This window comes from Klebsiella terrigena, assembly GCF_012029655.1.
Classification (GTDB): Bacteria; Pseudomonadota; Gammaproteobacteria; order Enterobacterales; family Enterobacteriaceae; genus Klebsiella; species Klebsiella terrigena.
In genome coordinates, this window is sequence record NZ_CP050508.1 from 1442355 (window position 1) to 1467431 (window position 25077).

Consider the following 25077-nt stretch of genomic DNA (forward strand, 5'->3'; position numbering starts at 1 on the left):
CGGGGGTTTTTTATCATTGATGGTGCGATATGGAACCGATCGAACAAAAACTGACTGAACTGCGAACCACGCTTCGCCATCATGAATATCTGTACCACGTTATGGATACCCCTGAAGTTCCCGATGCGGAATATGACCGGCTGATGCGCGAACTGCGCGAGCTGGAAGCCGAGCATCCCGAACTCATCGTCTCGGACTCGCCGACTCAGCGCGTGGGCGCGGCTCCGCTGGCCTCCTTCAGCCAGATTCGCCATGAAGTCCCGATGCTTTCGCTGGATAACGTCTTTGACGAAGAGAGCTTCCTCGCGTTTAACAAGCGCGTTCAGGACCGGCTGAAAAGCAGCGACGATCTGGTCTACTGCTGTGAGCTGAAGCTGGACGGGCTGGCGGTGAGTATTCTCTACGAAAACGGCGTGCTGGTGCAGGCGGCAACGCGCGGCGACGGCACCACCGGCGAGGATATTACCTCTAATGTGCGGACGATTCGCGCGATCCCGCTGAAGCTGCGCGGTGACAATATTCCTGCGCGCCTGGAAGTGCGCGGCGAGGTGTTCCTGCCGCAGGCCGGGTTCGAAAAAATTAACGACGAGGCGCGTCGTAGCGGCGGCAAGGTCTTTGCTAACCCGCGCAATGCGGCCGCAGGTTCCCTGCGCCAGCTCGACCCGCGGATCACAGCGAAGCGACCGCTTACTTTCTTTTGCTACGGCGTGGGTGCGCTGGAAGGCGGCGAGCTGCCGGCGAGTCATTCCGGGCGTCTGCAGCAGTTTAAGGCCTGGGGATTGCCGGTCAGCGAGCGCGTAACGCTCTGCCGCACTCCAGAGGAAGTACTTACTTACTATCGTAAGGTTGAGGAGGACCGCCCGACGTTAGGCTTTGATATCGACGGCGTGGTCATCAAAGTGGATTCTCTGGCGCTTCAGGAGCAGCTCGGCTTTGTCGCCCGCGCCCCGCGCTGGGCCGTTGCCTTTAAGTTCCCCGCTCAGGAGCAGATGACCTTCGTGCGCGACGTGGAGTTCCAGGTTGGCCGTACCGGAGCTATCACGCCGGTGGCGCGCCTTGAGCCGGTCCATGTTGCCGGCGTGCTGGTGAGTAACGCCACGCTGCACAACGCCGATGAAATTGAACGCTTGGGTCTGCGAATCGGCGATAAGGTGGTGATCCGCCGCGCCGGGGACGTTATTCCTCAGGTGGTTAACGTTGTGCTCTCCGAACGTCCTGAAGATACGCGAGAAATCCTCTTCCCGACCCACTGCCCGGTCTGTCATTCAGACGTTGAGCGCGTGGAAGGCGAAGTGGTGACGCGCTGTACCGGCGGATTAATTTGCGGTGCGCAGCGTAAAGAGGCCTTGAAGCACTTCGTTTCCCGCCGCGCGTTAGACGTGGAAGGCATGGGCGACAAGATCATCGACCAACTGGTTGAGAAAGAGTACGTGCATACGCCGGCCGACCTGTTCCGCTTAAGCCCGGGTAAGCTCACCGGCCTTGATCGCATGGGGCCAAAATCGGCGCAAAACGTGGTCAATTCGCTGGAAAAATCGAAAGAGACCACCTTTGCCCGCTTCCTGTACGCGCTCGGCATTCGTGAGGTCGGCGAAGCAACGGCCGCGGGGCTGGCGGCGCATTTTGCGACGATTGAGGCGCTCGAGCAGGCATCCATTGACGATCTGCAGAAGGTGCCGGACGTCGGTATTGTGGTGGCTACCCACGTGCGTAATTTCTTTGCTGAAGAGAGCAACCGTGAGGTTATCGCCCAGCTGCGCGCGGAGGGCGTCCGCTGGCCTGCGCCGGTGGTGGTCAATGCCGAAGAGATCGATAGCCCGTTTGCCGGCAAAACCGTGGTCCTCACCGGCAGCCTGAGCCTGCTGTCCCGTGATGATGCCAAAGCGCGGCTGGTGGCGTTAGGGGCGAAAGTGGCGGGCAGCGTATCAAAGAAAACCGATCTGGTGATTGCCGGGGAAGCGGCGGGGTCGAAGCTGGCTAAAGCGCAGGAGCTGGGTATTGCGGTGATCGATGAAGCCGAAATGCTGCGGCTGTTGGGAGATTAACGTGCATAAGGAACGGCTTATCGAGATTGCCAATACGGAAATGCCGTTTGGCAAATATAAAGGTCGTCGTTTGATTGACGTGCCTGAAGAGTATTTGCTGTGGTTTGCCCGTAAGGAGCAGTTTCCCGCCGGGCATCTTGGCGAGCTGATGGCGTTAACCTTATTGATTAAAACCGAAGGGCTGACCCAGCTGGTTCAGCCCCTCAAGCAGCCGCGTTAAGCCTCTGGCGCGCTGGCGTTTTCACGCGCCAGCCGCTCTTCCGCCTGTCGTTTATAGCGTCGTGCCAGCACGGCGCATACCATCAGCTGGATCTGATGGAAAATCATCAGCGGCAGCACCATGATCCCCAAAATCGAGGTTGGAAAGAGAATATTGGCCATCGGGATCCCGTTTGCCAGGCTCTTTTTCGATCCACAGAAGACAATGGTAATTTCATCCGCTTTATTGAAGCCGCATTTGCGCGCCACAAAGATGTTAATGGCGATAACGATGGCCAGCAGCACGATGCTGACGGCGACGATGAAAAGCAGCGAGCCTGGACCGACTTTATGCCAGATACCGTTCACCACCGCCTCACTAAACGCCGAGTAGACGACCAGCAGGATAGAGGTCTGATCGGTTTTTGAAATCCATTTTTTATGCCGTGCCACCCATGCGCCAATCCACGGACGGGACAGATGACCGAGGACGAACGGCAGCAGAAGCTGCAGCATAATCTTGCCGACCTGCTCCAGGCTGCCGCCGGCGCCGTGCATATTCATCAGGAGTCCGACCAGCAGCGGTGAAATGAAAATTCCCAGCAGGCTCGATGCCGAGGCTGAACATACGGCCGCCGCTACGTTTCCGCCAGCCAGCGAAGTGAAGGCGATCGCAGACTGCACGGTAGCGGGCAGAATGCAGAGATAAATAAAGCCGGTATAGAGCGCTGGATCGACGTTTATCGGCGCCCACCACGCAAACAGCACCCCTAAAACAGGAAAGACGATAAAGGTGCTGCACATCACCCACAGATGCAAACGCCAGTGGCCGCCGCCGGAGATAATCGCCTCGCGGGAGAGCTTTGCGCCGTGCATAAAGAACAGCAGGGCGATAGCCGCTGTGGTGAGGTGCTCAAAGAAGGGGACAAATTCGCCGCGCGCCGGGAAAAAGGAGGCCAGCAGGACGACGGTAACCAGGGTAAGGGTAAATGGGTCAAGAATGCGGAAAAATTTCATAATCGCTCCTGAAAATCGATTTCGCTATTGTGCTTTTTTTAGTTTGAGAAATAAAATTGATTTATTGCATCTATTCATGAATAAAAAAGATGAATTATTCGCTGCGTCAGTTAAAGGTATTTGTCACCGTCGCCAGGGCGAGAAGCTTCAGCCGGGCAGGGGCGATGATTGGGCTCAGCCAGTCGGCGGTGAGCCATAGCGTTAAGGAGCTGGAGCATCAGACCGGCGTGCGGCTGCTCGACAGAACCACCCGAGAGGTGGTGCTGACGGAGGCGGGGCATCAGCTGGCGGGTCGGCTTGAGCGGCTGCTGGATGAGCTGAACAGTACGCTGCGCGACGCCGGACGCGTGGGTCAGCAGCTGACGGGAACCGTGCGGGTTGCCGCCAGTCAGACGATTTCCGCTCACCTCATCCCCCAGTGTATTGCCCACAGCAATCAGCGTTACCCGGAGATTGATTTTGTGCTGCACGATCGCCCTCAGCAGTGGGTTCTGGAGAGCATTCGCCAGGGAGAGGTGGATTTTGGCATTGTTATCGATCCCGGCGCCGCGACGGATTTGCAGTGTGAGACGGTCCTGTCTGAGCCGTTTTTGCTTTTATGTCGGGAGGATCATCCTTTTGCCGAAAGGGCATCGGTGAGCTGGCAGGATCTTCAGCACCAGCGGCTGGTATTGCAGGACTACGCCTCCGGCAGCCGGCCGCTGATTGACGCTGCGCTGGCGCGCTTTGGCATTGACGCAAATATTGTGCAGGAGATTGGGCATCCGGCGACGCTGTTTCCGATGGTGGAGTCAGGAATTGGTATCAGCATCCTACCGGCGCTGGCGCTACCGCTGCCTCAGGGCAGCCATTTGCGGGTCAAGCGGCTAACGCCGGTCGTTGAGCGTCAGCTGATGCTGGCGCAGCGCAAAAAACGCTCGCTTTCAACCGCCGCCCAGGCGCTGTGGGAGGTGGTGCGCGAAGAGGGGAATACGCTGACTGCGGGCAGAACTGAGGATCCGCTGTATCAGCGGTGAGGCGTGAGTCCGTGGAGACGGGCGTGGCGTTCAGAAGCGGAGAAACGGGTGTGAAGGCTATGACTGGTGGGTCGTGCAGGATATCACTCGTCTCATCCTGAGACTCGCCCTGCGGGTCGCCACAGGTGGCGATGCAAAATCGTTCCCGACGATTTTGTCGAACCTGCGGCAGGTTCTCATCCAGCACGAATCGGAAATAGCAAAAAGGCGCCTTTAGGGCGCCTTTCTACATTGGTGGGTCGTGCAGGATATCACTCGTCTCATCCTGAGACTCGCCCTGCGGGTCGCCACAAGTGGCGATGCAAAATCGTTCCCGACGATTTTGTCGAACCTGCAGCAGGTTCTCATCCTGCACGGTTAAGCCATGGTGCGCAGAAACGAAAAAAGCGCCAAAAGGCGCTTTTTTCTAAATATGGTGGGTCGTGCAGGATTCGAACCTGCGACCAATTGATTAAAAGTCAACTGCTCTACCAACTGAGCTAACGACCCGAAGTGGTGGGTGATGACGGGATCGAACCGCCGACCCCCTCCTTGTAAGGGAGGTGCTCTCCCAGCTGAGCTAATCACCCACTTCGGTACTTCATTTTATTGCAAGAAATCCAGCTGGCGAGAAAGTGGTGGGTGATGACGGGATCGAACCGCCGACCCCCTCCTTGTAAGGGAGGTGCTCTCCCAGCTGAGCTAATCACCCACTTCTCAATTTCTTGCTACACGGCGGAGACTACGTAAAGTAGTTGGTGGGTGATGACGGGTTCGAACCGCCGACCCCCTCCTTGTAAGGGAGGTGCTCTCCCAGCTGAGCTAATCACCCCCGCTGTGTGGAGTCGCATTATAGGGAGAGTTGAAAATGAGTCAACGCCTTTTCTAAATAATTTGTTTGTTCGTCGTAAAATTAAACAAAACGATCGCGAAAGCATCCGCGGCGCATGATTTATAAACAAAAATGGCAAAGCGTGACGTTCAGACGGGAACTACATTGAGGAATCAGCCTACGGTGTTAGAATATTCACCCATAAATACCAACAGACTCTGCCGGTTGTCGGCATCTTTATTAAACGTAAGGCCATTTCATGAAAATCAAAACTCGCTTCGCGCCCAGCCCGACAGGCTATCTGCACGTTGGCGGCGCGCGTACTGCTCTCTACTCCTGGCTTTTTGCCCGCAACAACAACGGTGAGTTTGTACTGCGTATTGAAGACACCGATCTCGAGCGCTCCACGCCGGAAGCAATCGAAGCCATTATGGATGGGATGAACTGGCTGAATCTGGAGTGGGACGAAGGTCCGTATTTCCAGACTAAACGTTTTGACCGCTACAACGCCGTTATTGATGAAATGCTGGAAGCGGGTACGGCCTATAAATGCTACTGCTCTAAAGAGCGCCTCGATGCGCTGCGCGAAGAGCAGATGGCAAACGGCGAGAAACCTCGCTACGACGGTCGCTGCCGCCATGGTCACGAACATCATGCGGACAACGAACCGTGCGTGGTACGTTTTGCCAACCCGCAGGACGGTTCCGTTATTTTTGACGATCAGATCCGCGGACCGATTGAGTTCAGTAACCAGGAGCTGGACGATCTGATCATTCGCCGTACCGACGGTTCTCCGACCTATAACTTCTGCGTTGTCGTGGATGACTGGGATATGGAGATCACCCACGTGATCCGTGGTGAAGACCATATCAACAACACCCCACGTCAGATCAACATCCTTAAAGCATTGAACGCGCCGGTGCCGGTCTATGCGCACGTTTCGATGATCAACGGTGATGACGGTAAAAAACTCTCTAAGCGCCACGGTGCGGTGAGCGTGATGCAGTACCGCGATGATGGCTACCTGCCTGAAGCGCTGCTGAACTACCTGGTACGCCTGGGCTGGTCCAGCGGCGATCAGGAGATCTTCACCCGTGAAGAGATGATTAAGCTCTTCTCCCTCGGCGCGGTCAGCAAATCCGCCAGCGCGTTTAACACCGAGAAGCTGCAGTGGCTGAACCATCACTACATTAACTCCCTGGCGCCGGAGTATGTGGCAACGCATCTGCAGTGGCATATCGAGCAGGAAAATATCGATACCCGTAACGGCCCGCAGCTGGCTGAGCTGGTGAAGCTGCTCGGCGAGCGTTGCAAAACGCTGAAGGAGATGGCGGCGAGCTGCCGTTACTTCTATGAAGAGTTTGACGAGTTTGACGCTGACGCGGCGAAAAAACACCTGCGCCCGGTTGCGCGTCAGCCGCTGGAAGTGGTACGCGATAAGCTGGCTGCGGTGACCGACTGGACGGCAGAAAACGTTCACCACGCTATTCAGGCGACGGCGGATGAGCTGGAAGTTGGGATGGGGAAAGTTGGGATGCCGCTGCGCGTTGCGGTAACCGGCGCTGGACAATCTCCGGCCCTCGACGTGACCGTTCATGCGATTGGTAAATCCCGCAGCGTAGAACGCATCAACAAAGCGCTGGCGTTTATTGCTGAACGCGAAAGCCAGCAGGCCTGAGCATCATAAGCTACGTATAACGGCAGGCACTCCTGCCGTTTTTTTTACTCTTTTGACCGCTCGTCGCTAATTCCCAGACGCGATAAAAATCCGCTGATGCCCTCTCTTGCAAGAAAGTCCCGCAAATGCTGCTGTTCTTCCGGCGTCATGAGATGAAGCGTCTCGGCAATTTGTCGCCAGATAGCTCCGGCATCGTTAATAAAGTAGTGGCCAGGCGGTTCTGCCAGCTGATAATCGGCAATCAGGTGTCGCAGCGCGGGAATATTTGCCAGAAAATCGAGAACCGGCCTGTCGATAACGATGAGACGGGCTCGCCCACCTTTGACGCCGGGAATGGCCTCCGTACGCCACTTTTGCTCTCTGACCCAGCGGTTAATCGTTTGTCTGGCAAGGCCGAGACATTCCGCAAGCTCTGCCGGGGTCATCTTATCTTTTAATTTCATCATCATGTTACTGGTCGCGAATGTCCAGGCGCTGGAGTAAACCGGTGATACCTTCACGCAGCAAAAGCGACATCAGCTTTTTCTGTTCGCCGGGGGTCATCTCTTTGCTCAGAGTAAGCAGCAGCGGTTCAAGGTCGTTTTCTACGCTGGCGTAGGAGGGAGGCGTTTCCGCCACGCGCTGTGCGCTACGAATAAAATCGCGCACCTGCTCGTTGACGTGTACAAGGCGGGCTTTGCCTCCCTGCACGCCGGGTCGGGGCGAGGTTTGCCATCCTTCTTTGCGTACCCATTTATTGATTGTCTGCCGGCTGAAGCCGGTGAGATGGGCGATTTCTTCAGGTGTCATTCGTTCCTTGAGCATACTATTTCCTGAGTAAAGATGTGGGAATTAGTTGTTCATGTTATAGCATCCTTTTAGATGAAAGAGTGACATGTTTAACTTCTCCCTGCGATAAGCTTCGCAATGTCAGCTATTTGCCTGCTTTTTCAGCGATCAAATTCAGAGGGGTGATTTTGCCGTTGACACCTGACGAAGGAATTCATATTATGCCGCCCGTCAACACGACACGTTTTATGTTACGGGGCTATAGCTCAGCTGGGAGAGCGCTTGCATGGCATGCAAGAGGTCAGCGGTTCGATCCCGCTTAGCTCCACCAAATCCTGTTCCCATCAGGTTTGGTTGTAAAACGTACTGTTGGGGCTATAGCTCAGCTGGGAGAGCGCTTGCATGGCATGCAAGAGGTCAGCGGTTCGATCCCGCTTAGCTCCACCAAATTCGAAACCCTCGCTTCGGCGGGGGTTTTTTGTTTTCTCCTCCGCCAATGTAAAGCACTTTGTGCTTACGTCAGAAAACCTACTGCTAGTAGAATGAAATGTAATTTAAGAATTTTCCCTGGCTTATTACCTTGCCTGCCATAATTAACCAACATAGTATTTATATATTAAATATAATTCCGGCGCGGGACCTTTAATTAACAATAATGACAGGTAAATTTAACATTAATATCAGAAGATCTTTACTCGCGCTGATCGTTTGTTTAATTACGATTCCATTGGCCAGGTTTATTTCACCTCAGGCATTGATTGACGGCAACCAAATTTTCCTCGCCTGGCTACCGCTAAGTATGATGTACGCGGTGATCTTTATATTTGGCCGCTATGCGGTCGGCCCGCTGATTATCGCCTTTGCTATCACTAACGCCTGGATAATCCCTCTGACGATACCGCAGGCGGCAATTTTATTATTCTGTCAGCTATTCTCGGTGCTGGCGTCGTGCGCCGTTGTCCGCATGCTGCTCGGTAAGACGTGGCGCAGCGGGCTCACCACAAAGCGGATGGGCATCAGAATCTTTTGGGGCGGATTTTTTGCCCCCATATTAATGAAAGTCACCATGTATCTGGCGGGAGTGTTTTTTTCTTTCCCACTGGTTATATCGAGTTATTTCAAAGGTATGCCGGCAATTTATACCATTATTGATATTCAGAGTTTGATTTGCGCGGCGTTAATTTTTACGACCTTCTTTTATTATCCGTTGCGGATGATTATCAGTCCGCGTTTTGCCAGCACATTCTGGCTTCGACATTGTCAACCGTGGCTTACGCGCGAGCGTCGGGTATTTACGCTGTACTGGTTTATGGCGCTCGCAGCAATATTAGCGGTACTTTGTGCACCTTATAACTCTGTTTTTATTGCAGGTTATTTAGTCCCGCTTATTTTTATTCTCTATTTTATTGGTATTAGCCGGCTGGGCCATGTGCTGATCCGTATTTCATGGTCCGTTTCAGCATTCTTGCTGGTTGCCTATAATCAAAATTTCCTGCAGGGCGTAAAGACTGAATACGCCTTATCATTCGTGCTCTCGGTACTCATCTCATTCACCATTTGCTTGTTTTATATGCTGGATATTTACGCTCAGAACGAACGAATCAAGCTCAGATGGCGGGATCAGGCGCAGGAGGACCCGCTGACCGGATTACCTAATCTGCGTGCGCTGGAGTGCCATTTACGCCGCAATCCTCAGGTCGCCATCAGCAGCCTGCGAATTGATAATCTGGACTTCCTCAGCCGCCATTACGGCATGATGATGCGCGTGCACTGCAAGCGGCAGGTAGCCGGTAAGGTGCAGCCGCTGCTGGGGGCGGGAGATAAAATATTTCAGCTACCCGGCAGCGAGCTGCTGCTGGTGCTGTGCGGGCCAGAACCCGAGGCGCGGCTAGGCCACATCGTGGCGATACTCAACCACAATAAATTTAGCTGGAATAACCAGACGCTGGATCTGGAGTTTGGCGCATCGTGGGGCCGGCATCACGGCGTCGAGGCCGAGCTTCATCCAATGCTTGGCCAGCTGAGCTGGCTTTCGGAGCAGGCCGGCGCAGCGCAGCGGGTGCTGGCGCTGGACGCGACGCAGGGGCAGGTTTCCGATCAGACCAGCGAGCAGGTGCGCATGCTGACCCGGGTGAAGCAGGCGCTCAGCAAACGCGATCTCGTGCTGTATGCCCAGCCGATCCAGAACGCGGCGGGGGAGGGCTATTACGAAGTGCTTACGCGGATGCAGTGCGGAGAAACCGTCATTACGCCGGACCGCTTTATTCCGCTCATCGTGCAGTTCAACCTGAGCCAGCGTTTCGACATGCTGGTACTGGAAACGTTGTTCAGCACCCTGCATCGTCATCCGGGCCAGCACTTCTCCGTTAATCTTCTGCCCTACACGCTGATGCAGCGCGACAGCGCGGCGCAGATTATTGCGTTGTTCAGACGCTATAACCTCCAGGCCGAAGCGATCACCCTCGAAATTACCGAAGAGCAGGCCTTCTGCGATGAGCAAACCAGCCTCCACAACATCCAGCAGCTGCGGGATTTTGGCTGCGCCATTGCTATCGATGACTTTGGTACCGGCTATGCGAACTATGAGCGCCTGAAGCGGCTCCAGGCGGATATCGTGAAGATTGACGGCTGCTTCGTGCGCGACGTGGAAACCGACCCTCTGGATGCGATCATTATCAAATCCATCATCGAGATGGCGAGAGTGAAAAACCTGACGGTTGTGGCGGAGTACGTGGAAACGCAAGAGCAGAAGGCGCGGCTGCTGGCGCTAGGCGTTGACTATTTGCAGGGCTACCTGATCGGCAAGCCGCGGCCGCTCGAGGAACTACGGGCGTAAAAAAGCCGGGACTCGCCCGGCTTTTGCACAACCTTAAGAAATTACAGTACCAGCGCGGCGATAGACGCCGAGAGCACGCTCACCAGGGTCGAGCCGTAAACCAGCTTCAGGCCAAAGCGGGAAACAACGTTACCCTGTTCTTCGTTCAGGCCTTTAATCGCCCCGGCAATAATCCCGATTGAAGAGAAGTTGGCGAAGGAGACGAGGAAGATGGAGATAATGCCTTCCGCACGCGGAGAGAGCGTGCTGGCAATTTTCTGCAGATCCATCATCGCAACGAATTCGTTTGAAACCAGTTTAGTCGCCATGATACTGCCGACCTGCAGCGCTTCACCTGCCGGTACGCCCATCACCCATGCAACCGGGTAGAAGATGTAGCCGAGGATACCCTGGAAGGAGATGCTGTAACCGAACCAGCCGGTAACGGTCGCGAACAGGGCGTTCAGCGCAGAGATTAACGCGATGAAACCAATCAGCATCGCCGCAACGATTATCGCGACTTTAAAGCCTGCCAGGATGTACTCACCCAGCATTTCAAAGAAGCTCTGACCTTCATGCAGGTTCGACATCTGCAGATTTTCTTCGCTTTCATCAACGCGGTAAGGGTTAATCAGCGACAGGACGATAAAGGTACTGAACATGTTAAGAACCAGCGCCGCAACAACGTACTTCGGCTGCAGCATGGTCATGTACGCGCCGACGATGGACATGGAAACGGTGGACATTGCGGTCGCCGCCATGGTGTACATGCGGTTACGCGACATTTTGCCGAGGATATCTTTATACGCGATAAAGTTTTCCGACTGGCCCAGAATCAGCGAGCTGACGGCGTTGAATGATTCCAGCTTACCCATGCCGTTGATTTTGGACAGCACGGTACCGATCGCGCGAATGACGATAGGCAGGATGCGGATATGCTGCAAAATACCGATCAGCGCAGAGATGAAGACGATTGGGCACAAGACCTTGAGGAAGAAGAAGGCGAGGCCTTTATCGTTCATATTGCCGAAGACGAAGTTGGTCCCTTCGTTAGCAAAGCCGAGAAGTTTTTCGAACATCTCGGAGAATCCTTTCACGAAACCCAGACCGATATCGGAGTTCAGGAAGAACCATGCCAGCAGGACTTCAATGACAAGCAATTGAATAACATAACGAATACGAATCTGCTTACGGTTGTGGCTGACCAAAAGGGCCAAAATAGCCACCACGACGATCGCGAGAATAAAGTGCAGGACGCGGTCCATATTTGCTCCAAATATGAGGCAGGTTAAATTTCTGTGCACATTCTATGTAACAAGCCCAAAGAAAACGAGATCAAGTCCACACTATTGCAAGGAACTGTGACTAATCACCAAAATAGTGATCGAACATACATTTTTGTTATGTTGCGTAAAGGTTTTAAAAGTTGCTTAGATTGTACTAATCTGATGACCAGGCGCGATGGACTTCCATCAATGCCACCTTTTCGTTGTTAGCCGCTATCGTTCCCTCCTATCAAAGCAATAATTATCGCCGTTATAAATGAACTTGATAATCATTCGCATTTTGGTAGCATTAAACATAGCAAAGGCTATATTTCTGAGGCAGAAAATGACAAGCAGTCGCGTTGAGAATAGCAGCGGTCGCGCAGCGCGCAAGATGAAGCTCGCTTTGATGGGGCCTGCCTTTATTGCTGCCATCGGGTATATCGATCCCGGTAACTTTGCGACCAATATCCAGGCGGGCGCCAGCTTCGGCTACCAGCTGCTGTGGGTAGTGGTGTGGGCAAACCTGATGGCGATGCTGATTCAGGTGCTGTCGGCAAAGCTGGGAATTGCGACGGGTAAAAATCTCGCGGAGCAGATCCGCGACCACTATCCGCGCCCGGTGGTGTGGTTCTATTGGGTGCAGGCGGAAATTATCGCCATGGCGACGGACCTTGCCGAGTTTATTGGCGCGGCGATCGGCTTTAAGCTGCTGCTTGGCGTCTCTTTACTGCAGGGCGCCGTGCTGACCGGTATCGCCACGTTTTTGATTTTGATGCTCCAGCGTCGCGGGCAAAAGCCGCTGGAGAAGGTCATTGGCGGGCTGCTGCTGTTTGTTGCCGGCGCCTATATCGTTGAGCTGATTTTCTCCCAGCCGGCGCTGGCGCCGTTGGCGAAAGGGATGATTATCCCGAGCCTGCCTAACGGAGAAGCGGTGTTCCTGGCGGCCGGGGTGCTGGGGGCCACCATTATGCCTCACGTCATCTATCTGCACTCGTCGCTGACCCAGAACCTGCATGACGGCACGCGCAAAGAGCGCTATAACGCCACCCGCTGGGATGTGGCGATTGCCATGACCATCGCCGGCTTTGTTAACCTGGCGATGATGGCCACCGCCGCCGCCGCGTTTCACTTTAACGGACATACCGGCGTCGCCGATCTTGATGCCGCCTACCTGACGCTGGAGCCGCTGCTGAGCCACGCCGCGGCAACCATATTTGGCCTCAGTCTGGTGGCTGCCGGGCTGTCGTCGACGGTGGTTGGTACCCTGGCGGGCCAGGTGGTGATGCAGGGGTTTATTCGCTTTCATATCCCGCTGTGGTTTCGCCGGGCGGTTACTATGCTGCCGTCGTTTATCGTCATCATGATGGGGCTCGATCCGACCCGTATCTTAGTGATGAGCCAGGTGCTGCTGAGCTTTGGTATTGCGCTGGCGCTGGTGCCGCTGCTGATTTTTACCAGTAACCCGAAGCTGATGGGCGATCTGGTGAATACGGCATGGATTAAGCGAACCGGCTGGGTCATCGTGGCGATTGTGGTTACGCTGAACGGCTGGCTGCTGGTGGGGACGGTGTTGGGATTATAAGCGGGTAATAAACGGGGGAGCCGCAAGGCTCCCCCGTTTGATGTAACTGATTGCAGGACATTTAGTGATGGCCGTGACCGTGTCCGTGTCCGCGACCTCCCGGTCCACGCCCCCAGCCGCCGCGACGGTCGTCGCGATCGTTCCAGCCTTCACGGTAGCCGCGTTCATAAGCTTTGCGCTTATCCCAGCCGCGGTGACGGCCGTTGTCATGATGCCGCCAGCGGTTATCGCGCCATTCGTAGTTACGACGCCAGTAATCACGGTCGCGCCAGCCGCCACCGTCCCAGTAATTACCGTAATTGTCGCGATCGCCTATTTGTAATTTTACAGATGGCAGCAGGGTGATTTCACCAGCGTTAGCAACTAATGGCGCTGAAGCCAACAGCACGGCAGCCAGTATCAGTGACCTGAACATACTCTTCTCCTTCACGATCGAGCCTTGCGGCTTGTTAACGTGATATTACGAGGCGGTGAAGCCCCGCAGCATTGGATGAACTCCTAAATCGCGGATAAGAGCACTTTTTGCTAAAACAACCTTTTTGCTAAAGTAACTTTTTGTTTACGCCGCCAGAATTGCGTCTATTTTCGCGCACACATCAGGGCTGAAGTGGCGATTGGCGAGCATCCCGACGGCATCGTCAAGCTGGGCCGTTTTGCTGGCCCCGATCAGCACCGAGGTCACTTTTTCGCCGCGCAGCACCCAGGCCAGCGCCATCTGCGATAGCTTCTGTCCGCGCGCCTGCGCCAGGGCGTCCAGCTGGCGGACTTTCTCCAGCTTTTCTGCCGTCAGCTGATCCGCCTGCAGGAAGCGGCTGCCGCTGGCGGCCCGGGAATCAGCCGGGATACCGTGTAAATAGCGGTCGGTCAGCTGGCCGCCGGCCAGCGGTGAAAACGCAATGCTTCCGACCCCCTCGGCCTGCAGGAAATCCAGCAGCCCGTCTTCAACCCAGCGCTCTAACATGGAGTATTTTGGCTGATGAATAATGCACGGCGTGCCGAGATCGTTGAGAATGCTCACCGCCTCCGTCGCCTGGGCGAGAGGGTAGTTCGATAGCCCGACGTAAAGCGCTTTACCCTGACGCACGATGTGGTCAAGTGCGCGCATCGTTTCCAGCAGCGGAGTCTCGGGATCGGGGCGGTGATGATAGAAGATATCGACGTATTCCAGCCCCATCCGTTTCAGGCTCTGATCGAGGCTGGCAATCAGATACTTGCGCGAACCCCAGTCACCGTAAGGCCCGTCCCACATGGTGTAACCGGCCTTGCTGGAGATAATCAGCTCATCGCGATAAGGTAAAAAATCCTCCCGCAGGATGCGGCCGAAATTGCTCTCAGCAGAACCCGGCGGCGGCCCGTAGTTGTTGGCCAGATCGAAGTGCGTAATGCCGAGATCGAAGGCGTGACGCAGCAGCTGGCGGCTGGTTTCTACTCGCGTTTCGTCACCAAAGTTATGCCAAAGGCCGAGAGAAACTGCCGGCAGCTTTAGCCCGCTTTGGCCGCATCGGCGGAATTCCATTGTCTGATATCGCGTCGCATTTGCCTGGTAAACCATACTTCCTCCGCAGATAAAACAGCTTGTGTATACGTTTACACTAAAGAATGTTCAGCCCGGAGTACACACCCCAAAGTCGTAAATTTTGCTTTCCACTTCATATATTCGACACAATCTGGACAGTTCGATCGCTTATTCAATACTCAAATTACCTGCACGGGATAAGGAGTATGGCTATGCAACCGACTTACACGATTGGCGATTATCTGCTGGATCGCCTTGTAGATTGCGGCATAGACCGCTTGTTTGGCGTACCGGGAGATTACAACCTGCAGTTCCTCGATCGTGTGATCGCGCATGAGGCGCTGGGATGGGTCGGCTGCGCGAACGAACTGAACGCCGCCTATGCGGCCGACGGCTATGCGCGTATCAAGGGCGCCGGTGCGCTGCTGACGACCTACGGCGTTGGCGAGCTGAGCGCGCTTAACGGCGTGGCGGGCAGCTATGCCGAACACGTCCCGGTTCTGCATATCGTGGGTGCTCCCTGCAGCGGCGCCCAGCAGCGGGGGGAGCTGCTGCACCACACGCTGGGGGATGGCGATTTTACGCATTTTGCGCGGATGAGCGAGCAGATCACCTGCACTCAGGCCACCCTGACGGCGGGCAATGCCTGCCATGAAATCGATCGCGTCCTCAGCGAAATGCTGGCCCACCATCGCCCCGGCTATTTAATGCTGCCTGCCGACGTCGCAAGGGCCAGCGCCACGCCGCCCGCGCGTCGTCTGGTGATTGAGGGGCCGCCAGCGGACGAGAATCAGCTGGCCGGCTTTCAGGAGTATGCGGGACTGCTGCTGCGGGGCAGCCGGCGGGTATCGCTGCTGGCGGATTTTCTCGCCCAGCGCTATGGCCTACAGGAAACGCTAAGAACCTGGGTCGAAAAAACGCCGATTGCTCACGCCACCATGCTGATGGGCAAGGGGCTCTTTGACGAGCAGAACCCCGGTTTTGTCGGCACCTACAGCGGCATCGCCAGCGCGCCCCAGACCCGCGAAACCATTGAAAATGCCGATACCATCATCTGCGTAGGCACGCGCTTTACCGACACCATTACCGCCGGATTTACCCAGCATTTACCGCCAGAGCACACCATTGAGATCCAGCCGTTCGCCGTCAGGGTAGGGGAGCGCTGGTTTAGTCGGATCCCGATGGATCAGGCGCTGGCGGTCCTGATCGGGCTCTCTGCCAGCCTGGCGGCGGAGTGGACGCTGCCGCCGGTCTCGCTGCCGGAGGTGGGCGGAGCTACGGGCGGCGCGCTGACGCAAAAAAGCTTCTGGAGCACCGTACAGGAGCAGCTGCGGCCGGGCGATATTATTCTCGCCGATCAGGGAACCGCGGCATTCGGCGTCGCGGCGCTGAGGCTGCCCTCGGATGCGACGCTGCTGGTTCAGCCGCTGTGGGGGTCGATAGGCTTTACGCTGCCGGCGGCCTACGGCGCGCAGACCGCCGCGCCGGACCGAAGGGTGGTATTGATTATCGGCGATGGCGCAGCGCAGCTCACGATCCAGGAGATGGGCTCGATGCTGCGCGACAAGCAGCGGCCGCTCATTCTGCTGCTTAACAACGAAGGCTATACGGTTGAGCGGGCGATCCACGGGGCGGAGCAGCGCTATAACGATATTGCCCTCTGGGACTGGAACCGCCTGCCGGAGGCGTTTGCCCCCGACGTTCCTTCGCGCTGCTGGCGCGTGACGCGTACCGCGGAGCTGAAGGAGGCGATGACCGACAGCGTAACCTCCGACCGGCTGACGCTGGTCGAGGTAATGCTGCCCAAAATGGATATCCCCGACTTTTTGCGCGCGGTAACCCAGGCTCTTGAGGAGCGCAACAGCCGCGTTTAGTCGGGGCGTCGTTTAATCATCATCAGCGGCTTCCCGGCCAGCAGCAGCCAGGCCGGGAGCATCACAATGCACAGCAGCGGCAGCAGGGTGGTGTCCGGCACCACGACGGCGGCCATAAACAGGCTCAGCCAGCCGTCACGGGTGACCACCAGCGTCATGCCGAGAATCGCGCACGAGACCGTAATCGCCGCCGGGACGGCGTCAACGTGCGCGTGCAGCATCAGGCCCAGCGCCACGCCGACAAATACCGCCGGGAAAATCCGCCCACCGCGAAAGCCGCTGGCGGCCGCCAGCACCAGCGCCGCCAGCTTCACCAGCGCAATCAGCATAAAGTCGCCGCCGGTCAGGGTCTGGCTGAAAGCCATCTGCTGCATCTCATCCAGCCCTTTAAACAGGGTGATATGCCCGCCGACGGTTCCGAGAATGCCGAGCAGCAAACCGCCGATCCCGAGTGTTAAAACGGGGCTTTTCAGGCGGTGCATTAGCGCATGCAGGCGCGGTAAGCACCAGACGGCAACCATGCCCACAGCAATTGCGATAAGTGCGACCACCGCGCCGCTAAAGATATCCACCAACCGCATCTGGGGATAGTGCGGAATAGGGAGCGAGAAATGAGGGTTGAAGAACAGGCTGGTTGTCAGGGCGCCGGCCGCCGCCGCCAGCAGCGGGGCAAAAAGGCGGTCCCACAGCGGGACGTCGTTGCTGCCGTTAAGGGTTTGCGAAAAGATCAGCGCGGCGGCAACCGGCGTGCCAAACAGGGCGCCGATAGTCCCGGAGGCGGCGAGGATCGTCCAGTCAAGCGAGCTGACGCGAGGAAAGAGGCGCGAACCGATAGCCACCGCCAGGGCGATATTGACCACCATGATGGGGTGTTCTGGCCCAAGGCTGACGCCGCCCGCGAGGCCTAAAATGAGCGCGGCAATCAGCCCCGGCAAGGCGCTGGTGCTGACCGGCGCGCCGACCAGCGATTCAGCCGCCGGATCGGGCCCGGCGTGGCCTGGGCTAAAGCGGATAACCAGACCGACGGCAATACCGGTGAGCGTCAGAATGGCAATGGTCCAGAGATGCCCGCCGGCGTTAAGGCCGAGGCTTAGCGGCAAAACGCTCCAGAGGATATTCTGCAGGACGCTCGCAACCTTCATCGTCACAATCAATACCAGGCTGGATGCAATCCCGATGATAACCGCCGGGACCGATAGCAACAGCATTGTTCTGGCGCGCGGATGCAGCATGAAAATTTCCTTTTGCAGGTGGCGGATCACTACTTTGCCTTCGCGCCAGGAGAGCGTCGATGCAAATGGTGCTGAAACGATAAACTTAAGGCTATGCCTGACGATCGCGGCGGCGCAGGATAAACCATTTTGCACAGATTACAGCCTAAATGTGATATAGGTCGCTAAACTGTGGGCGCTTATACGTTGGTCGTTGTTGTTAAGGCATCATGAATTTACAGTGTGCCAAAAGAATCATTTTGACTTTAGTGGAGCCGTAACGGAATGACAAAATTTGCTTTAGTAGGGGATGTCGGCGGAACCAATGCCCGACTGGCATTATGTGATATGGCGAACGGGGAGATCTCCCGCGCAAAAACCTATTCCGGGCTCGATTATCCCAGTCTCGAAGCCGTTGTTCGCGTCTATCTCGACGAGCACAGCGTCGACGTCGAGGATGGCTGCATTGCTATCGCCTGCCCGATCACCGGCGACTGGGTGGCGATGACCAACCATACCTGGGCGTTTTCCATTGCCGAAATGAAAAGCAACCTCGGGTTTGCGCACCTGGAAATCATCAACGATTTCACGGCGGTATCGATGGCGATTCCGATGCTCAAAGCCGAGCACCTGATTCAGTTTGGCGGCACGGCGCCGGTGGAGGGGAAACCTATCGCCGTCTATGGCGCGGGGACCGGCCTCGGCGTGGCGCACCTGGTCCACGTTGATAAACGCTGGGTCAGCCTGCCGGGCGAGGGCGGCCACGTCGACTTCGCGCCGAACAGCGAAGAAGAGGGCATTATTCTGGAAGAGCTGCGCGCCGAGCTGGGACACGTTTCCGCCGAACGCGTGCTCTCAGGCCCGGGTCTGGTATACCTCTATCGCGCGATAGTGAAATCCGACGGTCGTTTACCGGAAAATCTGCAGCCGAAAGACGTGACCGAACGCGCGCTTGCCGACTCCTGCATCGACTGCCGCCGCGCGCTGTCGCTGTTCTGCGTGATCATGGGCCGTTTTGGCGGCAACCTGGCGCTGACGCTGGCGACCTTTGGCGGCGTGTATATTGCGGGCGGTATCGTGCCGCGCTTCCTCGAATTCTTTAAGGCGTCCGGTTTCCGCGGCGGTTTTGAAGATAAGGGGCGCTTTAAAGCCTTCGTGCAGGATATTCCGGTGTACCTGATTGTCCACGACAATCCGGGGCTGCTGGGCTCCGGCGCACATTTACGCCAGACGCTCGGCCAAATCCTCTAAACCACGCCTCCGGGCCCGAGGGCCCGGATAGCGCCGGCTACAGGTGCATCAGCTGGCGGAACTCTTTGACCTTGCTGCGGCTCACCGGTACCTGAAACTCCAGATCCCGCAGCCGCAGAACGTAGGTGTTATTAAACCACGGCTCAATTTCGCGAATTTTGTTCATATTGACGCAGTAGGAGCGATGGCAGCGGAAGAAGTGCGCCGGCGGCAGTTTGGCGCAAAACTCCGTAATGTTCATCGGCATCACGAACGACTCCCGCCGGGTATAAACAAACGTCATTTTTTCATGCGCTTCCGCGTAGTAGATATCGTGAATGCTGGTGACGATAATCCGCTCATCTTTGATCAGATTGATGGTGTCGTTTTCCCGCTGCGGGTTCGGCGCCGCGCTGGTGCTGGCCGCCGGAAGCTGCTGCTGTTGCCAGGCGCTGCTTAGCTTCTGCAGCATGTTGATAATGCGCGATTCCTGATAGGGCTTGAGGATGTAATCGAACGCCTCCAGCTCAAATGCCTCTACGGCGTGCTCTTTCCAGGCGGTGATAAACACAATAAACGGCTTGTGGGCAAACTGGCTGATGTTCTGCGCCAGCAGAACGCCGTCCAGCGAAGGGATGTTGATGTCGAGAAAAATGGCATCAACCCTGTTGTGCTGCAGAAACTTCAGCACGTCCAGCCCGTCGTCAAAGGTACCGACAATCTCCATCTGGCTGTGAGTGTTAATCAGCCAGGTCAGCTCCTGTTGCGCCAGGAACTCGTCCTCAACGATGATGACTTTCATTTTTTCTCCGCTCATGGCAGCAGCGACACCGGCGTAGACTGAGGGGCGTTGCGGTTGGGTACGTAGAAGGTGATCTCCGTACCCGGGGTCATGCGCCGGATATGCAGCCCTTCGCCGTACAGCAGTTTGACCCGATGGTGAACGTTGAGCAGGCCGATTTTATTCCCCGGCATTTCATCGGCCTCCACCCGGGCGACGACGGCCGGATCGATGCCGTTGCCGGTATCACGGACGCTAATCCGTACCCGGTTCCCACACTCGTTGATGCCAATCGTGACCACGCCTTTTCCCTTGCAGGGCTGGATCCCGTGAACAATGGCATTTTCTACCAGCGGCTGGATCAGCAGGCTGGGGATGACGCAGCTGACTTCATCATCGATATCATAGATAACGGTGAGCTTGTCGCCGAAACGCGCCTGTTCAATGGCAATGTAGTCCTTGATTTGGTACAGCTCCCTTTTAATATCAATCTGCTCGTCGTCTTTTAATTCAATGTTATAGCGTAAATAGCGCGATAAATTAAAAATAAGCTGACGCGCGGTATCCGGGTTCATGCGAATCGATGATGAGATTGCGTTGAGCGCGTTGAAGAGAAAGTGCGGATTGATTTTACTCTGCAGTGCGCGCAGCTCGGCCTTGTTGGCCATTTCCCGCAGCTGCTCCGCGCGCGAGACCTCCAGCTGGGTGGAGATGATTTGCGACAGGCCTATCGCCATCTCCTGCAGCGACGAAGTGATGCGGTGCGCGTGGCAGTAGTAGATTTTCAGCGTCCCGGTGACGACGCCTTTTTCCCGCAATGGGATCACCAGCATCGAGTGAATTTCAGGCGTTCTGTACGCCTCATCGTTGTTCTTGATGATAATTTTGCCACTCTCAATCGCCTGGCGAGTGGTGGGGCTAATGGCGTTGTCGCGGTCGTGATAGTTGCCCTCGCCGAAGCCAACGTAGGCCAGCACCCGATCGGTGGTGGTGATCGCCACCGCATCGGCGTTGATATCGCGGCGGATAATGTCGCAGACCTGACGGAGCGACTCGCTGTTAACGTGGCGAAACAGCGGCAGCGTTTTGTTGGCAATATCCAGCGCCAGCTTGGCCTGGCGCGCGGCGCTGGCCTCTTTTTCTCCCTCAACGCTCTGCACCAGCAGGACGATAAAACCGATACTGACGCTGCCGAGGATCATCGGAATACCGATTTTCGAGACGATATCGAAGCCCAGCGAAAAAGAGGGCGCCCACAGCACAACGAGGATCATGGTCAGCGTTTCGCAGAGCATCCCGGCGAGGATCCCGGCCTTCCAGCGCTGGGCCTTGGGCACCCTGCGGCCGATCAGTCCGGACAATAGCCCGGCGATAATGCTGGTGATAAAGCAGGGGATGGCGGTAACGCCGTCGATATCGATCAGGTAGCGGTGCACCCCGGCAATGACGCCAACGATAGCGCCGACCCACGGGCCAAACAGGATACCGCCGGACATCACCGCGATGATGCGCACGTTGACCAGCGACCCCTCCACCGGTACGCCTGACCAGGTACTGAACAGGGCAAACAGGGAGAAGATGGCGGTGACCGCCAGCAGCTCCTTCGGCGTATGGGCAGATTTATGCAGCAGTTCGCGAAACAGCCGCAGGCGGATGAGGAAAAAAAGACAAATCAGCATCAGTGCCGCGCGGTCAAAAACTGCGAGCAGCATGGTGAATATTTCGTGCATGGAGGCGCCGTGTCATTCGCGGGAAAACGCTATGATAAAAAACCTCGCCCCAGAAGGCCAGCCGCAGACAATAATGGGGAACAAGCACAAGCTTAAAAGGGGATCCATAGCAAACGCCGGGCGGCTGCCAGGGCGAGTGCCCTGCGGCTAAAATATGGTAATACAAAAGATATTAAGATGTTACTTTCAACGATCGTATCGGCTAAACCCGGATCCGCAGCTGCCGTATTTACTGGAACGAGTGCCCGTTTTTCCTGCCAGATTTTATTTTTTCTCTGCCCTCTCGACAGCATGAATTTTTTCGGGTTATTTTCTAAACGTGTCGCAACAGCGGCAGCGTCGCTCGGACGGTCCGGGCGCTCACGTTAATCCGAGGAATCTATGGCTGAATTCAGTCCTGAACGCCGCTTTACGCGTATCGATCGTCTCCCCCCGTACGTTTTTAACATTACCGCTGAACTGAAAATGGCTGCGCGTCGGCGCGGCGAAGATATTATTGATTTCAGCATGGGCAACCCGGACGGCGCGACGCCGCCGCATATCGTTGAAAAACTGTGCACCGTTGCCCAACGCCCGGATACCCACGGCTACTCGACCTCTCGCGGTATTCCACGCCTGCGCCGGGCTATCTCGCGCTGGTATCAGGATCGCTACAACGTCGAGATTGACCCGGAATCGGAAGCCATTGTCACCATCGGCTCGAAAGAGGGGCTGGCGCATCTGATGCTGGCGACGCTGGATCACGGTGACACGGTACTGGTGCCTAATCCCAGCTACCCTATTCATATTTACGGTGCGGTCATTGCCGGCGCCCAGGTGCGTTCGGTGCCGCTGGTGGAAGGCGTTGATTTCTTCAACGAGCTGGAACGCGCGATCCGCGAAAGCTATCCGAAGCCGAAGATGATGATCCTTGGCTTCCCTTCAAACCCGACCGCGCAGTGCGTCGAGCTGGAGTTCTTTGAAAAAGTGGTGGCGCTGGCTAAGCGCTACGACGTGCTGGTGGTGCATGACCTGGCCTATGCCGATATTGTCTATGACGGCTGGAAGGCGCCTTCCATTATGGAAGTGCCCGGCGCGCGCGACGTGGCGGTTGAGTTCTTCACGCTGTCGAAAAGCTACAATATGGCCGGCTGGCGTATCGGCTTTATGGTCGGCAACAAAACGCTGGTCAACGCGCTGGCACGAATTAAAAGCTACCACGATTACGGCACCTTCACCCCGCTGCAGGTGGCGGCTATCGCCGCCCTGGAAGGCGATCAGCAGTGCGTGCGCGATATTGCGGAGCAGTACAAGCGCCGTCGCGATGTGCTGGTTAAGGGGCTGCACGAAGCGGGCTGGATGGTGGAGTGCCCGAAAGCGTCCATGTACGTGTGGGCAAAGATCCCTGAGCACTATGCAGCGATGGGATCGCTGGAGTTCGCCAAAAAGCTGCTTCAGGATGCCAAAGTGTGCGTATCGCCGGGCATCGGTTTTGGCGACTACGGCGACACCCACGTGCGCTTCGCCTTGATTGAAAACCGCGATCGGATCCGTCAGGCTATTCGCGGCATAAAATCGATGTTCCGCGCCGACGGACTGCTTCCTGCCGCGGGCAAGACGGCGGGCGAAGGCCAGGAATAAGTGCGGGAATAAAAACAGGAATAAAAAAAGGGAGCCGCTGGCTCCCTTTCTTTTAACTATTCACGCTGCTTAGATCATCAGGGCAAAGGTGCCGGCCCAAACGATGACCATAAAAGACACGCCCATAAAAAAGTATTTCACGTCTCATTACTCCGCATTCTCGGCGAAACGCCAAACGAATTTTGTTTTCATTGTTTTCCATGAACTGTTGCAGGAAAAACCAGAGGCTTCTGGCGGCTGCGGCGGTTCGGAATTACAGGCTGTAACTGCTCCAGCTGGCGCTAATGTACGCCTAAAAAATGGGGGAAACAAGAGGCATTTTTTTATTAATTTTTAGTTACTTACGAGTGTCGTGATTCGGCGACACATTAATTTCACTCGGTAATAAATACGATTCTGGCGAAGGCAATTGGCGGCGATAGTGTTAACGCAGGTAGCGGTTTGATTTTTGGCTTTTTTCTCTGCGGGCAGGGGGCGAAAGCGGCCCTTGCGCACCTGACCTTATCGCGCCTGGTCGCCAGTCGGCGACGATTTTCGCCACTCCTGCGGGTAGCGTGCCGGCACAAAACGCAGCGTTATCACCATCAGGAGCGCCACGCAGACGGCGTGAAAGGCCCAGTCCAGCACGTAATTCCCGCTCAGGCTGCGCAGCAGGCCCGATAGCCATGGCGAGAGGCCGGCGACGATAAAGCCAATCCCCTGCATAAAGGCCACCAGCCGTCCGGCAATCGCCGGATGTCGGGAGTGGTCGAGCGCCAGCACCAGGCACAGCGGAAAGGCGCCGCCTAAACCAATCCCGCAGCTTATCGCCCAGAGCTGCGGCAGATACAGCGGCAGCCAGATAAACCCGCAGAAGCCAATCAGCTGCAGCAGCAGCGTCAGCATCAGCAATTTGCGCCGATCTTCATGCCGGGCCAGCATCGGCAGCAGCAGGGCGCCGACGGTTTGGCCCAGCGTCATCACGGCCAGCAGGGTGCCGCTAAGCTGCGCGCTGTAGCCTGACTGCATGTAGTAAGGCGGCAGCCAGGCGATCAGGCTGGCGTAGCCGCCGTTAATGAGGCCGAAGTACAGCCCGAGCGTCCAGGCGCGACGGCGGCGGAAAATAGCGGTTTCCGGCGTCGCTGAGGCGAAAGGTGCTTCCCGCGCGGGCGCGCGGTTAACGGACCACCAGCCGAGGAGCGCCAGCGCCGCGGGCAGCGTCCACCAGGCCAGGGCGTGGTACCAGACGGCGCTGCGCTGCGCCAGCCACGGCGTCAAGGCCGCTCCGAGACCGCCGCCGCCCATCAGCGCCGCTGACCATAGCCCCATCACCTGGGGCGTATGCTGCGGGAAGCGGCGTTTTATCACTCGCGGGATCGTTGCCTGAATAATACCGATGCCGATCCCCCCGAGCAGGGCGCTGCTCAGCAGCAGCCCGCTGCGCGGGGCGAGCTCGCGCAGCAGCGCGCCGGCGGCGATCGCCAGCAGGCTCAGCGCGATCCCCCGGTTCTCACTGAGGCGGCGGTCAATCCACGGGCTGGCCAGCGCCAGCGCGCCCATCGCGACGACCGGGATGGCGGTGAGTAGCGAAACGAGGGTAAAGCTCATACCGCTGGCCTGCTGCAGCTGGGGAAGGAGGGGGCCGATTGAGGTCAGCAGGGGGCGCATATTGATGCCGACGAGGACCAGTACCAGCAGCATCAGCCGGCCGCGCGCCGCGTGGCTCATAGCGACCCGCCTGCCCGCTGCGGATGTGGGCCAAGGCGGCCGAGGGACGCATGCTGAAGAAGGTTAACGTCGATGGACATAAAGGCTCCTGCAAATAGGGACGCGGCGCGCGGGGGAAGCGCCGGGATTGAACGTGCCGACAGGTTACGTATCTTATTCCATAAGTTAAAAGACTTATTTATGATGTGTTCAATTTGAATTACTTATGGA

At 56.6% G+C, this 25077-nt stretch carries 20 protein-coding genes, 6 tRNA genes and 2 other RNA genes; 11 read left to right on the plus strand and 17 right to left on the minus strand.

Annotated elements, in window-relative coordinates; genetic code table 11:
- Nucleotides 1–29: 29 nt before the first annotated feature.
- Together ligA and HCK03_RS06860 are read left to right on the plus strand one after the other, a co-directional pair.
- Entirely contained in the window at nt 30–2045 is a 2016-nt protein-coding gene (gene ligA / locus HCK03_RS06855) for an NAD-dependent DNA ligase LigA (protein WP_135184171.1), read from the plus strand.
- Between the two features lies 1 nt (nt 2046).
- The gene (locus HCK03_RS06860) at nt 2047–2265 is read left to right on the plus strand and encodes a DUF3820 family protein (RefSeq protein ID WP_167691308.1); all 219 of its coding nucleotides are present in this window, start codon (nt 2047–2049) and stop codon (nt 2263–2265) included.
- Here the strand turns inward: HCK03_RS06860 and HCK03_RS06865 are convergent.
- On the minus strand, nt 2262–3260 hold the full coding sequence (locus HCK03_RS06865; RefSeq protein ID WP_041146644.1) for a bile acid:sodium symporter family protein: 999 nt from the start codon (nt 3258–3260) through the stop codon (nt 2262–2264). The two genes, HCK03_RS06860 and HCK03_RS06865, sit on opposite strands and share 4 nt — an antisense overlap.
- Nucleotides 3261–3349: 89 nt before the next feature.
- Between HCK03_RS06865 and HCK03_RS06870 the strand changes: the two genes are divergently transcribed.
- The gene (locus tag HCK03_RS06870; RefSeq protein ID WP_041146643.1) at nt 3350–4276 is read left to right on the plus strand and encodes a LysR family transcriptional regulator; all 927 of its coding nucleotides are present in this window, start codon (nt 3350–3352) and stop codon (nt 4274–4276) included.
- A 64-nt stretch (nt 4277–4340) separates the two neighbouring features.
- Here HCK03_RS06870 and HCK03_RS06875 read toward each other — a convergent pair.
- From HCK03_RS06875 to HCK03_RS06900, 6 genes are all read right to left on the minus strand, one after another.
- A non-coding RNA gene (locus HCK03_RS06875) (RtT sRNA) lies at nt 4341–4477 on the minus strand.
- A gap of 31 nt (nt 4478–4508) precedes the next feature.
- A non-coding RNA gene (locus tag HCK03_RS06880) (RtT sRNA) lies at nt 4509–4645 on the minus strand.
- Nucleotides 4646–4689: 44 nt separating this feature from the next.
- Nucleotides 4690–4765: transfer RNA gene (locus HCK03_RS06885), tRNA-Lys, on the minus strand.
- Nucleotides 4766–4769: 4 nt separating this feature from the next.
- Nucleotides 4770–4845: transfer RNA gene (locus tag HCK03_RS06890), tRNA-Val, on the minus strand.
- 46 nt (nt 4846–4891) lie between these two features.
- A tRNA-Val gene (locus HCK03_RS06895) sits at nt 4892–4967 on the minus strand.
- Between the two features lie 44 nt (nt 4968–5011).
- Nucleotides 5012–5087, minus strand: a tRNA-Val gene (locus tag HCK03_RS06900).
- Nucleotides 5088–5346: 259 nt separating this feature from the next.
- Between HCK03_RS06900 and gltX the strand changes: the two genes are divergently transcribed.
- Entirely contained in the window at nt 5347–6765 is a 1419-nt protein-coding gene (gene gltX, locus HCK03_RS06905; protein ID WP_041146642.1) for a glutamate--tRNA ligase, read from the plus strand.
- A gap of 44 nt (nt 6766–6809) precedes the next feature.
- Here the strand turns inward: gltX and HCK03_RS06910 are convergent, their stop codons facing one another.
- Nucleotides 6810–7211, minus strand: coding sequence for a YfeC-like transcriptional regulator (locus HCK03_RS06910; RefSeq protein ID WP_167691309.1), 402 nt, complete (start codon nt 7209–7211; stop codon nt 6810–6812).
- Between the two features lie 4 nt (nt 7212–7215).
- Complete coding sequence (locus tag HCK03_RS06915; protein WP_041146641.1) at nt 7216–7569, minus strand: YfeC-like transcriptional regulator; 354 nt, start codon at nt 7567–7569, stop codon at nt 7216–7218.
- Between the two features lie 219 nt (nt 7570–7788).
- On the opposite strand from HCK03_RS06915, the gene HCK03_RS06920 reads away from it, so the two are divergent.
- The 3 genes from HCK03_RS06920 (at nt 7789) to HCK03_RS06930 (ending at nt 10369) form a co-directional block, all read left to right on the plus strand.
- Nucleotides 7789–7864 (plus strand) — tRNA-Ala (locus HCK03_RS06920).
- 40 nt (nt 7865–7904) lie between these two features.
- Nucleotides 7905–7980: transfer RNA gene (locus HCK03_RS06925), tRNA-Ala, on the plus strand.
- A gap of 208 nt (nt 7981–8188) precedes the next feature.
- The gene (locus tag HCK03_RS06930; protein WP_123551801.1) at nt 8189–10369 is read left to right on the plus strand and encodes a sensor domain-containing phosphodiesterase; all 2181 of its coding nucleotides are present in this window, start codon (nt 8189–8191) and stop codon (nt 10367–10369) included.
- A gap of 41 nt (nt 10370–10410) precedes the next feature.
- On the opposite strand, the gene HCK03_RS06935 is transcribed toward HCK03_RS06930, so the two are convergent.
- Nucleotides 10411–11613 carry a NupC/NupG family nucleoside CNT transporter gene (locus HCK03_RS06935; RefSeq protein WP_041146639.1) on the minus strand — a complete coding sequence of 401 codons (1203 nt, stop codon included), beginning with the start codon at nt 11611–11613 and terminating at the stop codon, nt 10411–10413.
- A 346-nt stretch (nt 11614–11959) separates the two neighbouring features.
- On the opposite strand from HCK03_RS06935, the gene HCK03_RS06940 reads away from it, so the two are divergent.
- A complete protein-coding gene (locus HCK03_RS06940; RefSeq protein ID WP_041146638.1) occupies nt 11960–13198 on the plus strand; it encodes an Nramp family divalent metal transporter in 1239 nt (412 codons plus the stop codon).
- Nucleotides 13199–13259: 61 nt separating this feature from the next.
- On the opposite strand, the gene HCK03_RS06945 is transcribed toward HCK03_RS06940, so the two are convergent.
- Together HCK03_RS06945 and mgrA are read right to left on the minus strand one after the other, a co-directional pair.
- Nucleotides 13260–13613 carry a DUF2502 domain-containing protein gene (locus tag HCK03_RS06945; RefSeq protein ID WP_041146637.1) on the minus strand — a complete coding sequence of 118 codons (354 nt, stop codon included), beginning with the start codon at nt 13611–13613 and terminating at the stop codon, nt 13260–13262.
- A 144-nt stretch (nt 13614–13757) separates the two neighbouring features.
- On the minus strand, nt 13758–14750 hold the full coding sequence (gene mgrA, locus HCK03_RS06950) for an L-glyceraldehyde 3-phosphate reductase (RefSeq protein WP_167691310.1): 993 nt from the start codon (nt 14748–14750) through the stop codon (nt 13758–13760).
- Between the two features lie 176 nt (nt 14751–14926).
- On the opposite strand from mgrA, the gene HCK03_RS06955 reads away from it, so the two are divergent.
- Entirely contained in the window at nt 14927–16588 is a 1662-nt protein-coding gene (locus HCK03_RS06955) for an alpha-keto acid decarboxylase family protein (RefSeq protein ID WP_167691311.1), read from the plus strand.
- On the opposite strand, the gene HCK03_RS06960 is transcribed toward HCK03_RS06955, so the two are convergent.
- Nucleotides 16585–17820, minus strand: coding sequence for an ion channel protein (locus HCK03_RS06960; protein WP_041146634.1), 1236 nt, complete (start codon nt 17818–17820; stop codon nt 16585–16587). The genes HCK03_RS06955 and HCK03_RS06960 overlap by 4 nt on opposite strands.
- Nucleotides 17821–18084: 264 nt before the next feature.
- Between HCK03_RS06960 and glk the strand changes: the two genes are divergently transcribed.
- Nucleotides 18085–19050 (plus strand): glucokinase, encoded by a 966-nt coding sequence (gene glk / locus HCK03_RS06965; protein ID WP_041146633.1) that lies wholly within the window; start codon nt 18085–18087, stop codon nt 19048–19050.
- Nucleotides 19051–19087: 37 nt separating this feature from the next.
- Here the strand turns inward: glk and HCK03_RS06970 are convergent, their stop codons facing one another.
- Nucleotides 19088–19831, minus strand: a complete 744-nt coding sequence (locus HCK03_RS06970; RefSeq protein ID WP_167691312.1) for a LytR/AlgR family response regulator transcription factor — start codon at nt 19829–19831, stop codon at nt 19088–19090.
- Between the two features lie 11 nt (nt 19832–19842).
- Entirely contained in the window at nt 19843–21522 is a 1680-nt protein-coding gene (locus HCK03_RS06975) for a sensor histidine kinase (protein ID WP_167692401.1), read from the minus strand.
- A gap of 399 nt (nt 21523–21921) precedes the next feature.
- Here HCK03_RS06975 and alaC point away from each other — a divergent pair, with 399 nt between their 5' ends.
- Nucleotides 21922–23160 (plus strand): alanine transaminase, encoded by a 1239-nt coding sequence (gene alaC / locus HCK03_RS06980; protein ID WP_133599322.1) that lies wholly within the window; start codon nt 21922–21924, stop codon nt 23158–23160.
- Nucleotides 23161–23229: 69 nt separating this feature from the next.
- Here alaC and ypdK read toward each other — a convergent pair whose 3' ends face one another.
- Together ypdK and HCK03_RS06990 are read right to left on the minus strand one after the other, a co-directional pair.
- Nucleotides 23230–23301: a membrane protein YpdK gene (gene ypdK, locus HCK03_RS06985; RefSeq protein WP_115193904.1), complete on the minus strand. Its 72-nt coding sequence runs from the start codon at nt 23299–23301 to the stop codon at nt 23230–23232.
- 360 nt (nt 23302–23661) lie between these two features.
- Nucleotides 23662–24867 carry a cyanate transporter gene (locus HCK03_RS06990; RefSeq protein WP_323127217.1) on the minus strand — a complete coding sequence of 402 codons (1206 nt, stop codon included), beginning with the start codon at nt 24865–24867 and terminating at the stop codon, nt 23662–23664.
- Nucleotides 24868–25077 lie beyond the last annotated feature (210 nt).

Excerpts from the sequence above, each read along its gene's own strand:
- alaC (WP_133599322.1), top strand. The coding sequence starts at position 21,922 with ATGGCTGAATTCAGTCCTGAACGCCGCTTTACGCGTATCGATCGTCTC.
- HCK03_RS06935 (WP_041146639.1), bottom strand. The coding sequence starts at position 11,613 with ATGGACCGCGTCCTGCACTTTATTCTCGCGATCGTCGTGGTGGCTATT.
- HCK03_RS06955 (WP_167691311.1), top strand. The coding sequence starts at position 14,927 with ATGCAACCGACTTACACGATTGGCGATTATCTGCTGGATCGCCTTGTA.
- HCK03_RS06930 (WP_123551801.1), top strand. The coding sequence starts at position 8,189 with ATGACAGGTAAATTTAACATTAATATCAGAAGATCTTTACTCGCGCTG.
- HCK03_RS06870 (WP_041146643.1), top strand. The coding sequence starts at position 3,350 with ATGAATTATTCGCTGCGTCAGTTAAAGGTATTTGTCACCGTCGCCAGG.
- HCK03_RS06865 (WP_041146644.1), bottom strand. The coding sequence starts at position 3,260 with ATGAAATTTTTCCGCATTCTTGACCCATTTACCCTTACCCTGGTTACC.
- mgrA (WP_167691310.1), bottom strand. The coding sequence starts at position 14,750 with ATGGTTTACCAGGCAAATGCGACGCGATATCAGACAATGGAATTCCGC.
- HCK03_RS06990 (WP_323127217.1), bottom strand. The coding sequence starts at position 24,867 with ATGAGCCACGCGGCGCGCGGCCGGCTGATGCTGCTGGTACTGGTCCTC.
- HCK03_RS06915 (WP_041146641.1), bottom strand. The coding sequence starts at position 7,569 with ATGCTCAAGGAACGAATGACACCTGAAGAAATCGCCCATCTCACCGGC.
- gltX (WP_041146642.1), top strand. The coding sequence starts at position 5,347 with ATGAAAATCAAAACTCGCTTCGCGCCCAGCCCGACAGGCTATCTGCAC.
- HCK03_RS06960 (WP_041146634.1), bottom strand. The coding sequence starts at position 17,820 with ATGCTGCATCCGCGCGCCAGAACAATGCTGTTGCTATCGGTCCCGGCG.
- HCK03_RS06945 (WP_041146637.1), bottom strand. The coding sequence starts at position 13,613 with ATGTTCAGGTCACTGATACTGGCTGCCGTGCTGTTGGCTTCAGCGCCA.
- HCK03_RS06910 (WP_167691309.1), bottom strand. The coding sequence starts at position 7,211 with ATGATGAAATTAAAAGATAAGATGACCCCGGCAGAGCTTGCGGAATGT.
- HCK03_RS06940 (WP_041146638.1), top strand. The coding sequence starts at position 11,960 with ATGACAAGCAGTCGCGTTGAGAATAGCAGCGGTCGCGCAGCGCGCAAG.
- HCK03_RS06970 (WP_167691312.1), bottom strand. The coding sequence starts at position 19,831 with ATGAAAGTCATCATCGTTGAGGACGAGTTCCTGGCGCAACAGGAGCTG.
- HCK03_RS06975 (WP_167692401.1), bottom strand. The coding sequence starts at position 21,522 with ATGCTGCTCGCAGTTTTTGACCGCGCGGCACTGATGCTGATTTGTCTT.
- ligA (WP_135184171.1), top strand. The coding sequence starts at position 30 with ATGGAACCGATCGAACAAAAACTGACTGAACTGCGAACCACGCTTCGC.
- glk (WP_041146633.1), top strand. The coding sequence starts at position 18,085 with ATGACAAAATTTGCTTTAGTAGGGGATGTCGGCGGAACCAATGCCCGA.